The sequence below is a fragment of the Shewanella sp. SM73 genome (assembly GCF_025653795.1).
In the GTDB taxonomy this organism is placed as follows: domain Bacteria; phylum Pseudomonadota; class Gammaproteobacteria; order Enterobacterales; family Shewanellaceae; genus Shewanella; species Shewanella oncorhynchi.
Map to the genome: position 1 here is coordinate 21,912 of NZ_JAKKRY010000002.1, position 12,852 is coordinate 34,763.

The following is a 12,852-nucleotide window of genomic DNA, read 5'->3' on the forward strand; positions in this document are numbered from 1 at the left end:
ACTTTAAAATCAAAATAAAAAATCAAAGTCGTGGAATTCCATTCCACACCAAGGCAAGAAGGGGATCAACAGCAATCCCCCTCTTGCATCTCCCCTTGCCGCCCCTAGCGAAGTTACATGCATTAATTACCTGTCTCATACTCCAATAAAAATCGCCTAACGGCTCAGATGGCACATCCATGTGCCCCCGAGCCTGCGCCATCATCCATGATGTCGCCACGGCATTTTTATCTGCGTATTTCGACAACTTCGCCGGGGGATCGGTGAACTTCTGTGGCATTAGAGTTAACTTTTCGCATTGAAAGAGTTATGCCAACTCCACACGCCTTATTGCCCTCAACTTACCAATTTATATAGTAGACTCGAGCTTATTATTGATACTTTTATAAACTAAATATAAGTGTATCAACTCAACCAAAGCGAAATTAACTATTACGACGGTGAAATATTGAAGATGACCCATAGCCCATAAGTTAAATAAAAAGAAAACTTCTATAAGTCGAAATTTAGACCATTTAAAGTAATTTGACGGATAATCTTTACCTATAAGCATAGGTAACAGTTTCAAATTAAAAGTGACTGCAATAGCAATATACACACAGAGCATGCTAAGTAACGAAAATAATAACTTGAAGCTAAAAATATTCATCTGCATAAAAATCGATTCAGACTTAAATTCAACTATAAAATCAACTGCAAGGCCGATAACAAGTGTCAAAGCAAGCACTATGCTCATACCAAAAAAACTAATTTTTTTCATAAAAACTCTTATAAAATATCAAAGTCGTGGAATCCCATTCCACACCAGAGCAAGAAATCGTTAAAAATAATCATCATTGTCAAGCTACTACTGCGAGTCTTTTCTTTCCCTAATTATCGACTCCATTGCATCCATAAACCTCTTCGCATCATCAAGACTTCGAGTTCTCAAGGCGTGCTTTGTGATACGATCTTCAGTATCAACTAATGAGACTACATACCACTGCTTAAACTTGCGCTGCCAATCAAGTAACTTCACACCTTTAATTGTTCTAAAGTAAATACGCTCATTGTTTAATTTCGTTTCAGCCTGACTTTTCCCAACTATTGCTGTGTCAGCAATTATTGCAGCAGAACTCGATGAGTTAGTAACAAAGCCGTAATTCCAAAAAACATATTTATCCGTTATTCCAAATTCATCAGGTTTCCATTCTGAGTGTTGCGTCATAGTTAATTCCTCAACAACATTCAACGCCTCACTGTAACTCATTAGTGTAGGCTGATAAGAAATTGCATTAGAACCACATGCTGTAACGAATAACAGAAAAATCGGAAAAAAAATCCCTCTTATAACCGTAAATAGTAATCTATTCATTCCACACACCCTGCTTAATAAGTAATCACAAATGGTGTCAGAGTAAAACTTAAAAATACTCATCTACCAGTAGTTACAAACTTCGTAGTCATTCTTAAATCAAGGTCATGAGACTCCCTCCCCCACACACGACCAAAAGGTTAAAAACGCCTGTTCCTCTTTTGGAAATCCCTCGGCGTCCTTAGTGAAGTTACCAGCATTAGTTGGTGGCTTCGTGCTTATTTGAAAATAGCTAACGCTTTCGATAAAGTGTCCCTTCACCCGAAAACTATGCCTGTATAATTTCTTCTCATTATTTTTAATAATGGGGTCTTTATTTTTCTTAGCAGAAACCTTACTAGGTTATTTCTTTTTACTTAGCATTTTTTTAGCTTTAGCAACGAAATCATCTTCCTGAGTAATGCGCTTAACTAGTTCAGTTACAGCAGATTCAGAGTATTGATGCCGGTTTGCAAGCTTGGCATGGTAATGATATTCATTGTTAGATTGCTGCCAAGCAAGTCTCTGTATACACGCTTGAATACAATGGTTGTTAAGCTCTGGTCTTCCGGTAAATTTATTTCTTCCTGGGATACATTTCTCTAACTTCAACTGGTCACGATCGGTTTCTAATTTGGTATTTACCAATTGTTGTAGTTTTGTCTGCGAATACGGATGCGACTTATCTAAATCTATCGTCTTTTCTATAACCTTTAGCTTTTGACGTAATTCATTAAGATCACTTGCAGTACCCGAGGCCTTGGTCAATACCACTTGTGCATCCCCTTCACCTTGTGCAAAGACCAAATGAACCTTCAATGGTATTGCAAAGTTCATATCATCAGCTTTTTCAACTTCATACTGAATGCTGGTTGCTAATTCAAGAATTTCATATGCTGCAGCACCATACTGTGTTTTTAATAAAGACATTGCAGGGAGTTTAAAATCACCAACTATAGTCATCATTCCAGTATGTTGAACCGATATAAAAGCCACTTGTGAAAATGCCTCAAATTCAGATGAAAAGTTAAGTACACCTGATTGAAATATTCTAGAGGCAATAGCTTGTAGTTCTGGCATTAAGAGATGTACAGCTTGATCACGCCAATCAGCTACCATTTCAATGTTCTTTCGAACTAAATCTTTATCAGCATACAAACGCGCCAAACATGCCCTCAATGAAATCGTCTGGCGTATACCTTTCTTATTTGCTGGCTCGAAAATACTATCTTCACCGTCACGTTCAATTAAGCGTGCTTTAGAAAGTTGCTCCCACGCAGTACAGAATAGCAAAACAAAGCCGTCTAACTTATTCTCTAATGATGGACGATTATAAAGCTCTAACGCCAACATCATGTTATCGCGAGATTTTTTAAGTAACGCTTTGGAAAGTTGCGATTTACATTTATGACCAAGCTCCTGAAAGTGCTTACTTTGGGATAATCGCTTTTGGAACTCGACAAAAGTTAAATCCAGCGTATTTATTGCGCGGAAAATGCCATCACCGGTCTCTGTGACAAACTGTGTAATCTGGCCTTTGTTGTAATAGGTTTCAAATGTACTGACCTTCCAACCAGAGGCTACGATTAACTCTTCCCTAGAGAAACTTTTCCCAGAGTGCTCAGCATGTTGTAAGAAATTAAAGAATTTCCGCTGACTTTGACGTCCTGCCATATTTATCTCCCAATATCCTGATCAATTGAGTCAGATTACTATTCACTCTGACAAAAATAATTTCAGTATTATTGCCGCAATTAAGTCATTGTTATTAAATAGTAAAAACTTTATATCTTACATCACACCAAAGCTCATTGAATACGCCCATCCCCTCGGAGTTGCCGCAGGGCGAATAGACAAATTGCGTGAGTCTCGGCATGGATGCCGAGCTAGCTTTCGCAGGTGCCGGGACGCATCCTTCGGAAGCGATAGCAGATTTGGCAATGAGCACAAGGGGCTTTCAACTCCGTTGGGGGCGTCTTGGAGCATCCAAGGAGGATAGGACGAGCAGTCCTCCTTGGTCGGGTGTGGGTTGAAGACCCACGACCTTGATTCACCTCGGCCGTTAGGCCGCACTAACTCAACGAACTCAACGAACTCAACGCGAAACGGTTAACCCATAACACTCAGTACAGTGCGACAAACACTGAGCAACAAGAAAATAAGTGCCAAAGCATATTCACCAATTTGCAGGAGGAGTTGGGTATCTAAGAAAGAGAAAAGACACATCGTCCTGATGCAAGTGACTCGAATCGCGGGTACGCGATTAAAGCTCATCCTTGTTAAAAACCTAAGATAGCGACATAGCGTACACTTGTCTATAACTTTAGCATTACAAATCAAGTAATTAAGCAAGCACTGATTTAACAATGTTGATATGAATGCATGTGACTAAACCAGTCGCCATCAAATAGCACTATCTCTTGATCTTGCGGTGGCAATGAAGTCTTGCCGTGACGGGCGGTTTGGTTTTGGCAAGCGAGCCAATTTCGACATGCGAATAAGCCCCAATTTGAGTGCATTGCTCAAGGGCTCAGCGCAAAGAGCACTGAACAAAATACCAGCATAACGTAACTGAGTTGAATCACAGTGCGAACATCACTGCAGAAGCCTGATAACACGGGTTTTACACTCTGATTTAGCTTGGTCAAAACTGCAACGATTAACCGCCTAAATTTGCATTTTCGGCCCTACATGCTAACGTGGCTAATGTAAATTTACATTCAGTGTTTATCAAAGCTATGTCGCAACAATCAATAAAAAGTCGATCGACAACAAGCTTATATCGGGCGATACCATGCAGCGCGGCTGATATTACACGGAAGCACAACTGAGGTTGAGATATGGAACCATCTAATACGTCACGCCGGACCTTTATTAAGCAATGTGTGATTGGCGGGGTTGCCGTATATTCGGCCCCTTTGTTGTGGGAAATGAGTCGCGCGAATGCGGCGATTGTCTCACCTGAACTGGCAGCCCAATGGCAAACTCAGGTTAATGGTCAATCCAAACCTAAGTTTCGTAACGACGGCATAGCGAAAGTCACAGGCCAAAAGGTCTATGGCCGTGATTACCGCGCTATGGACATGGAGGGCTGGCCCAAGCAGCAAGGTTACGCTTTTATCCTTCGCGCCGCCGATGCCTCCCATGTTTATCAAGGCTTTTCCCTCGACCACCTGCCCGCGTCGGCTAAGCCCTATAAAGTGATCACTGCGGCCGATCTGGCCCGTGATAAAATCAAGCTGCCCGATTTTTACGGTGACAACATGTTACTGGCCGAGGGGCAAACCGCCGACTACTTAGGTCATGCGGTGGCGATATTGTTGTTCGACAATTTTCCCGCCTTTAAGCAAGCTAAGTCCTTGCTGCAATTTGACCAGACCTTACTGCGCTTTGGTGAGCAAACGCCGTTTGTGTCGGACTCGAAAGACCCTTACGCCAGCTGGCGCCTTATTCGAGTTGAAGGTGAAAATGGCGCAAGGGAAGATTTATATAGCCCGCTCCACGATGGGCTATTTTTCCCCAGCGTAAAAGATCGCAAGCCTGAATGGTTAGGTAATCCGAATGCCAAAGGGACAGTGTCTGAGCGCGGGCTTTATTATGCGGGTGAGATAGATAAGCAAATTGCTAGCGCCCAAGCCAATCAACAATGGCAAGTGTTAGAGCGGGAATATCGCACCCAGATCATCGATCCTATGATGATGGAACCCGAAGCCTTTAACGGCTGGTATGATGCAACTAGCCAAACCTTTCATACGGTTATTACCTCGCAGTCGCCGCAGGACTTTCAAGAGATGGCAGTGCACATGCTGTTATCTAGCCCACTGGCAGGCAAGGTAAAACATCTTGTGGTGCACTCGCCCTATATCGGCGGTGGATTTGGCGCGAAAGACCATTCGATATTTCCCTATTACGGCGTGATCGCGGCCGTTTATGCCAAAGGGCCAATCCGACTCGCCAATGACAGATTCGAGCAATTCCAATCTGGCCTTAAACGTCATCCGTTCATCATGAAAAGCCGCTTAGCGGTGGATAAATCGACCTTAAAAATCCAAGCCTTAACTTCACAGATGACAGTCGATGGCGGCGGACGAGTCAACTTTACTCCGTCTGTGACCTCGGTTGGTGCGACAGCGATGCAAAGCATTTACTACACGCCGCGCAACGATATTATCGCCACCGCCTATGCGTCGCGTAACCCAGATGCCGGTTCGATGCGCGGTTATGGCACGCTGCAATCGATGACAGCGATGGAATGCATGATCCACGAGATCGCCGACGAGCTAAAGGTTGATCCCTTTAAACTGCGCGCCGCCAACGTGATGGAGTCTGGCCAGCGTAATACTCAAGGTGCGATTCCTAACGGCACTTTACGTTACCGCGAAATGCTCGACATGGCAGAGCAAGCTCCCGTGTGGCAAAACCGCGCGGTGAATAAAAAGGACTATGAGGCCAAACATCCGGGGATGCGTTACGGCGTCGGTTTTGGTATCGCCACCAAAGATTATGGTACGGGTGCAGCAGCGCCAAGTGCGGCGGTTCGCCTAGCTAAAGACGGCAAAATCACCCTAGAAATCGGCTTTATCGAAATGGGCACAGGCACGCAAACCTCCCAAGCCGTCGTGATCAGCGATGCTCTAGGCAACTTTGCCGATGAGGTAAAACTCGCCGAAGTGGATATTTGGGATGCGATGCAATTAGTGCAAACCGATAATCCTTATATTATTTCGCAGCAACGCCAAGATGAAATGGCGGCCAATCCACGCTGGACACCGGTTAAAGCCATGGCATCGTCGGCGTCTATGTCGGCCTATTACCAAAGCCATGTCACCCGCATAGCCGCCGATATTATCTATCGCCACGGCCTATGGCCTGCGGCGGTCTCGATTTGGAACGAGTTGTATTTTAACACACCAATGGGTTCGACTAATTTGCATAACTCACGGGATGGTCGCTGGGTCGATGGCAAGCTAACCGCCTTGGGTTTTCCGCCACTTTCTATCGATATTCTCGCAAAACGCGCCCACGACATGGGTTTAGTGGTCGGCGTGATGGGCCATGCCTTTAATCGCTGGGCTTGGGCCGAAGCCGATTTCGACATTCTTGGCACTAAAGAGCGTTTAGCACTCGATGCGCTGGCGCTGCAATACGGCGAAGGCAACACGACGTTTGCGGCCACTTCTGACACGACTATGAGTATCAAAGCGCGCCAAGCCAGCATGAAGTCTAATGGCTATCACTTGATCGATCGTCAAGCCATGAGTTATCCCAAGGCCGAACTGAACAATGCCATGGTGACTTACTACGCCCCCTGCGCCACTTTGGTTGAAGTGGCCGTAAACGAAGGCAATGGCGAAGTCACGCTACTGAGTTCTCATACTTGGTTAGAGGCGGGCAAAGTGATCGTGAAAGAGTTGGTCGAAGGACAAATTCAAGGTGGCCTTGCGATGGGAATAGGCCATGCACTGCATGAAGGCTTACCGCCATTTGAAGCAGGCGCCGGCAATGGTACGTGGAACCTCAATCGCTATCAGGTGCCGTTAGCGCGGCATGTGGGCGTGTGGGATCAACGTCATACCATATTGCCGCAGTTATCTGATAACGATCCTAGCCGTGGTATCGCCGAAGTGGTGATGATCCCTGTGGTCGCGGCGCTGATTGAAGCCGTGTATCAAGCAACCCATGTCCGCTTTTACGATTTACCCATGACAGCGAAAAAAATTAAGGAGGCCATGGCATGAGCCAGTCTATTAAACTGACCATTAATAACCAAGCCGTAGGCCCGATTGAAGTCGCCGATGGTGTGATGATGATTGAGTTTCTACATGAATACTTGAACCTCACAGGCACTAAGTTTGGTTGTGGCGCAGGCGTATGCCACGCCTGTACAGTGATCGTCGACGACGAGCAAGGCATGAGTGAAGTGGTGCGTACCTGCATCAATGGTGTTGAGCGTTTTAATGGTAAACGCGTCCGCACTGTCGAAGGTCATGCCAGACAAAACTCCCTTGGCGAAATCACCGCCCTGAGCCCAGTACAAGAGGCTTTTTTGGAACATTTCTCGTTTCAATGTGGCTGGTGTACCTCGGGCTTTGTCAACGAATCGACTGCACTGCTTGAGCGATTAGAGCGACAACCTATCGCTAAAGATCAAGTTGAAAAAGTCGTTGAAGATGCTTTGAGTGAACACGTATGTCGCTGTACTGGCTACGTAAAATACTATGCGGCGGTCAAAGATCTGATCCTCAAAACTAAGGGGCTAACCCTGTGATGACATCAGCCAATCTGCGCCATTTACCGCGCCATTTCTCGTATCTTAAAAGGATAAAAAATCTGTTGAGTCACAATCTACTCCTGAGTTTAGGGCTAGGTTTGCTCGCCTGTTCCAGCAGCGTTGCCGATGAAGGTGGCAATACAAATAACGACATCGCACGCGGCGCGTATCTGATGAAGATAGGCGACTGTGTGGCCTGCCATACTGCGGTCGGCGGTCGCGAACTCGCGGGCGGTTTGCCGTTCGAAACGCCCTTTGGCGCTGTGTACTCGACCAATATCACCTCAGATAAAGAAACCGGTATTGGCAAATACAGTTACGAGGAGTTTTTTGATGCCATGCACCACGGTGTTGGCGTCAACGGCAACCTCTATCCTGCTATGCCTTACACTTCCTACAGTTTGCTCACGGACGCAGACACTCAGGCGATTTATGCCTATCTGATGAGTACTAAACCCATCAAACAAGCCAATCGCGACAATGATGTTTACTTTCCGTTTAATCTACGTTTTGGCTTAAAAGCCTGGAACTTAGTCGCCCACGATGCTAAGGAATTTACCCCGAGCAAGGAAAAAAGCGAACATTGGAACCGCGGCAATTACTTAGTCAATGCCCTAGGGCATTGCGGTGAATGCCACACCCCAAGAGACACGCTGTTTGCCATGGAGCAGGACAAGCACTTTGAGGGCGCGATTATCGAAGGGCTAGAGGCATCGGACATTCGCCCCGCCGAGCTTAACAGGCAGAACTGGACCCATGAGGATCTTAAATCACTGTTTACCGAAGGATACTCCCGTAAAGGCACTGTCTTTGGCGGCATGTATCCCGTGGTGTATCACAGCTTTAGCCACTTGACCGATGATGATATGCGCGCGGTTAGCAGTTATCTGCTCGATAACGACGATGATCTTAAACCGGGTCCGCTCACCTTTAACGGCCATAAACCTGAACTGCCAGGCTATACGCTCTACAAGGGTTACTGCGCCGGTTGTCATGGTCAAAATGGTGAAGGTCGTCCTAACGTCGCCCCTGCGATGGCAGGAAACGCCACCTTAGATAAAGCGAGTCCTCATAATATCGTCGCCGTGATACTAAAAGGTATTCAGAGCCAGCATTACAACGCCACCACCAGCTTTTATGCCATGCCGGGATATGCTGATGAGTTAAGCGACGAGCAGATTAAAGACTTAGCCAATTATCTAAGACTCACCTGGAGCACACAAGCTGGTAATCTCGATGTGAAAACCATCCAAAGCTTAAAAGAAGTGATCCTCGAGCACGACTAACCACATAGATATGTGGGATATTTAAGATAAAAGCCGCATAGGTATGTGGGAGATTTAAAATAAAAGCCGACGCTAGCGTCGGCTTTTACTTGAATGATATAGAGCGCGAGAATCGGTCACTCATCGACTTAATCAAAGTAAGCGGAGCTTCACTCCCACTTAGCCACGCAGTCGAGTATCGAAGAAGGCTAAGCTGCGCGCCCAAGCGAGTTCGGCGGTGGCTTTATCGTATCGGCCAGTGGAGTCGTTATGGAAACCGTGATTCACATTAGGGTAAAGATAAGCGACATAATCGGCTTTGTTGGCTTTTAGCTGAGTTTCGTACTCGGCCCAAGTGTCGTTCACCCGCTGATCGAGCCCAGCAAATTGCAACATAAGTGGCCCCTTTACTCGGCTACGCAGTTCCGCAGCGGCAGGCGTGCCATAGAAAGGTACGCCTGCATTGAGTTCATCGGGAATCGTGGCGGCCAGCATATTAACGATATAGCCGCCAAAACAAAAACCCACGGCACCGAGTTTGCCATTGCTTTGGGGATGGGATTTTAAAAACTGCGCAGCGGCAATAAAGTCTTGTTCGATTTTGGCTCTGTCTAAACTGCTTTGCATAGCGCGGCCCGCATCATCATTACCCGGATAACCACCTAGGGAATAAAGCGCATCGGGGGCGAAGGCGATATAACCCTGCGCGGCTAATCGGCGAGCCACATCTTCGATATAAGGATTAAGACCCCGATTCTCGTGCACTACTAATACCACAGCGGCTTTTTTACTGAGATCTAAGGTTTTCAGCTCTCCTGCGGCACTGCCCGCGAGCAATAACTCATCGGGCATGACTAAGTAGCCGCGCCCTTCACCGTAACCATTTGGCGAGGGGAACTTAACATAGCTGGCTTGAATGCTGGGATCGTTAAAGGAGACTTGTTCGGCGAGGGCATAGTTCGGCATAAGTGCGCCCGTGAGCATCGTCATGGTAAAACCTAGCGCCACCAGCCCTGCGAGCCGTCCCATAAACTCACGGCGATCGATAATGCCATGGGCATATTCGTCATACCAGTCAAAGGCTTCCTGCGGTATCGGTTGTACTTTCTGGGCATGTATCTGACTTGTTTCTGCTAAGGCTTGCTTGTCTTGTTGTGTCATCGTTATTCCTCCATTGAACAAGCTAACCACAGGTAACACGTCTTCCCTAGCTTGTGGGTGTTAAGATTTAACTCAAGAGTAAAGTAAGAATCGCACTTAGGGCAACTGACTTTAACGTGTGCCGTTTGGTAAGTTTGTTTTGAAATAGCACACGATCGGCACAAACGGCTGTCGGTTAGGGCAAGGCTAGCTTAAAATAGCGATTTAGATTCTAGAGGGCCTAGCGTGATACAACATAGAGCTAGCCAGATGGTGATATTCCACACTCTGGTGACCAGTGGTAGTTTTACCCAAGCGGCGGCCAAGTTAAAAACCTCGACTTCCTATGTCAGCAAGCAGCTTGGCGCACTGGAAGCCGAGCTGAACTTGCTGTTAGTCCAGCGGACCACTCGCACCTTAGTGCTAACCGACGCGGGCCAACAGTTTGCCCATTACTGTGAGCAAGTGTTTGAAGCGACGCAAAATGCCGATGCGATTATGCTGGATGCCCGCGATGACATTAGCGGTACGATTCGTCTCGGTTCCTCCCAGTCCTTTGGCACCTTACACATTATCCCCGCGCTGGAAGTGTTGCAGCAAAAATACCCCGAATTGCGATTTGAGCTAAGCCTGTTCGACCATAAAGCCGACATGCTAGAAGAAGGCCTCGATCTTTGGATCACTAACCATGAACAGTTGAACGAAGGTTATATCGCCCAGCACCTCGCCGAGACTAACTTTGTGGTGGTCGCCTCTCCCGATTATTTACTCAAGCATGGCGTGCCACACCATCCACAGGCGTTAGCGCAACATAATTGCGTTATCTATCAAAGCAAGAGCCGTAATTATGATCGCTGGAGTTTTGCTAAGGATGACCTAGAACAAACCGTGCATGTGGCGGGGAATTACCGTGTCGATTTAGCCGAAGCCGTGCGCAATGCGGTGATTGCCGGGCGCGGCATAGGCTATGTAGCCACGTATTTACTCAGTGATGAGTTTCAAAGCGGAAAACTGATCCAGCTCTTACCCGATTGGAAACCACTGCAACAGATGCCCGTTTATGTGGTTTACCCGAGGCGGCGCCATTTACCGACTAAGTACAAGGTGATAATCGAGTGTTTAAAGTCCCATATCGGCCACCCGCCCTACTGGGATAAAAAGCTCAAACCTTGGTTAGGTAAGACAGTCACTTAAGCTGCATTTCAAAAAAGTACTGACTACGACACCAGCCTAAAGTCGTCTGTGGCATGATTTCGATTATTGCCACAGGCACAAATATTATTTCCTCTGGGCAACAGTAGCTAAAATAGCTTTTATTCTCCTGCATAAACAGCAGCTTAAACTGTTGCTATTTTCGACTATTTTATCGTAACAGCCCAGTAACGCCCTCGACTTGCCCTTACTGCGACTCGGCCTACAATGCGCGGCTTCTTCCTTAACTCAAAAGAATAACCCCTTATGATCGCGATATTAGGCATGATTAGTATCTTGTTTTTTGCTTGGTTACTGTCAGTGAACCGCAAGAATATTCCCTACCGCACTGTGATTTTAGCCCTAGGCTTACAAATTATATTTGCCCTGTTAGTGCTCTACGTCCCTGCGGGTAAGGCCGTATTGCAATCCGTTACTGCGGGCGTGTCGAGCGTGATAGCCTATGGCAACGAAGGGATTGGTTTCCTGTTTGGCGATCTCGCCACGGGTAAAGTCGGCTTCGTATTTGCAATCAATGTGTTAGGTATCATCATCTTCTTCTCGGCGCTGATTTCAGCCCTGTACCATATTGGTCTAATGCCTAAGGTGATCAACATTATTGGTGGCGGTCTGCAGCGTTTACTGGGCACGGGCCGCGCCGAGTCTTTATCTGCCACGGCGAACATCTTTGTCGGCATGATTGAAGCGCCGCTGGTGATCAAACCTTATTTAAAGCACATGAGCGATTCGCAATTCTTCGCGGTCATGAGCTGTGGTTTAGCCTCAGTCGCGGGCGGCACCTTAGTGGGATATGCCGCTTTAGGTGTCGATCTTAACTATTTGATCGCCGCAGCCTTTATGTCGGCACCTGCGGGTCTGTTGATGGCAAAAATCCTCATGCCGCCTAGCGACAATGACAAAAATAGTGCCGATGAAATCACCTCAGTCGAACTGCCACGCGCCACCAATGTGGTTGAAGCCTTAGCCGATGGCGCTATGTCTGGCATGCGGATTTCTGTCGGGATTGGTGCCACTCTACTGGCCTTTGTCAGTGTTATCGCCCTACTGAATGGCATGTTAGGCGCTGTGGGTGAATGGTTCGGTTACCAGTTAAGCTTCGAATTTTTACTCGGTTATCTGTTCGCCCCTATGGCATGGCTGCTGGGTATTCCTTGGCATGAGGCCATTACTGCAGGCTCACTCATTGGCCAAAAAATCGTAGTGAATGAATTTGTGGCCTTTATTCAGTTAATGAAAGTCGAAGACCAACTGAGCGCCCATTCTCAGGCCGTTGTGACTTTCGCCCTGTGCGGTTTCGCTAATATTTCCACTATGGCAATTTTGATCGGTGGACTGGGTAGCATGGTGCCAGAACGCCGTGAATTTATCGCCCGTAATGGTTTTCGCGCCATTGCCGCTGGCGTATTCGCTAACCTCATGAGTGCGGCCATTGCCAGCGTGATCCTCTCGCTGTAATCCATCAGCTTGGGCTTTTTTAGGCACTCATCTCACCATTGAGTTAACCACTAAGTTAGCCACTCTCGCGCAGCAAAACCGCGATCAACACAAACCCAAATCAAGCAAGCTTGGTTTGGGTTTTCTTTTATGCCTCAGATATTTTTTGTGTATAATGTCGCCAGAAAAAGATTAAT

General features: G+C 46.7%; 8 protein-coding genes. 5 read left to right on the forward strand and 3 right to left on the reverse strand.

What is annotated here, in order from left to right; translation table 11 throughout:
- Positions 1–847: 847 nt before the first annotated feature.
- Complete coding sequence (locus L5M51_RS03350) at positions 848–1,354, reverse strand: hypothetical protein (protein ID WP_263171608.1); 507 nt, start codon at positions 1,352–1,354, stop codon at positions 848–850.
- A gap of 342 nt (positions 1,355–1,696) precedes the next feature.
- Positions 1,697–3,007, reverse strand: coding sequence for a DUF3644 domain-containing protein (locus L5M51_RS03355; protein WP_212599396.1), 1,311 nt, complete (start codon positions 3,005–3,007; stop codon positions 1,697–1,699).
- Between the two features lie 1,166 nt (positions 3,008–4,173).
- Here L5M51_RS03355 and L5M51_RS03360 point away from each other — a divergent pair.
- Genes L5M51_RS03360 through L5M51_RS03370 form a run of 3 tightly spaced genes read left to right on the forward strand, consistent with a single transcriptional unit; the run spans position 4,174 to position 8,890 of the window.
- Positions 4,174–7,071 (forward strand): xanthine dehydrogenase family protein molybdopterin-binding subunit, encoded by a 2,898-nt coding sequence (locus L5M51_RS03360; protein WP_263171609.1) that lies wholly within the window; start codon positions 4,174–4,176, stop codon positions 7,069–7,071.
- Entirely contained in the window at positions 7,068–7,601 is a 534-nt protein-coding gene (locus tag L5M51_RS03365) for a (2Fe-2S)-binding protein (protein WP_006082848.1), read from the forward strand. The genes L5M51_RS03360 and L5M51_RS03365 overlap by 4 nt, the downstream gene beginning before the upstream one ends.
- The gene (locus tag L5M51_RS03370) at positions 7,601–8,890 is read left to right on the forward strand and encodes a cytochrome c (protein WP_263171611.1); all 1,290 of its coding nucleotides are present in this window, start codon (positions 7,601–7,603) and stop codon (positions 8,888–8,890) included. Before L5M51_RS03365 ends, L5M51_RS03370 begins: the two co-directional genes overlap by 1 nt.
- Positions 8,891–9,049: 159 nt before the next feature.
- Here the strand turns inward: L5M51_RS03370 and L5M51_RS03375 are convergent, their stop codons facing one another.
- Positions 9,050–10,030, reverse strand: a complete 981-nt coding sequence (locus L5M51_RS03375; RefSeq protein ID WP_263171612.1) for a dienelactone hydrolase family protein — start codon at positions 10,028–10,030, stop codon at positions 9,050–9,052.
- Between the two features lie 225 nt (positions 10,031–10,255).
- Here L5M51_RS03375 and L5M51_RS03380 point away from each other — a divergent pair, with 225 nt between their 5' ends.
- Positions 10,256–11,203, forward strand: a complete 948-nt coding sequence (locus tag L5M51_RS03380) for a LysR family transcriptional regulator (protein WP_028761657.1) — start codon at positions 10,256–10,258, stop codon at positions 11,201–11,203.
- Positions 11,204–11,467: 264 nt separating this feature from the next.
- On the forward strand, positions 11,468–12,676 hold the full coding sequence (locus L5M51_RS03385; RefSeq protein WP_219233794.1) for a NupC/NupG family nucleoside CNT transporter: 1,209 nt from the start codon (positions 11,468–11,470) through the stop codon (positions 12,674–12,676).
- The last annotated feature ends 176 nt before the right edge of the window (positions 12,677–12,852 follow it).

Coding starts and splice junctions, on each gene's coding strand:
- L5M51_RS03350 (WP_263171608.1), bottom strand. CDS start 1,354: ATGAATAGATTACTATTTACGGTTATAAGAGGGATTTTTTTTCCGATT.
- L5M51_RS03355 (WP_212599396.1), bottom strand. CDS start 3,007: ATGGCAGGACGTCAAAGTCAGCGGAAATTCTTTAATTTCTTACAACAT.
- L5M51_RS03360 (WP_263171609.1), top strand. CDS start 4,174: ATGGAACCATCTAATACGTCACGCCGGACCTTTATTAAGCAATGTGTG.
- L5M51_RS03365 (WP_006082848.1), top strand. CDS start 7,068: ATGAGCCAGTCTATTAAACTGACCATTAATAACCAAGCCGTAGGCCCG.
- L5M51_RS03370 (WP_263171611.1), top strand. CDS start 7,601: ATGACATCAGCCAATCTGCGCCATTTACCGCGCCATTTCTCGTATCTT.
- L5M51_RS03375 (WP_263171612.1), bottom strand. CDS start 10,030: ATGACACAACAAGACAAGCAAGCCTTAGCAGAAACAAGTCAGATACAT.
- L5M51_RS03385 (WP_219233794.1), top strand. CDS start 11,468: ATGATCGCGATATTAGGCATGATTAGTATCTTGTTTTTTGCTTGGTTA.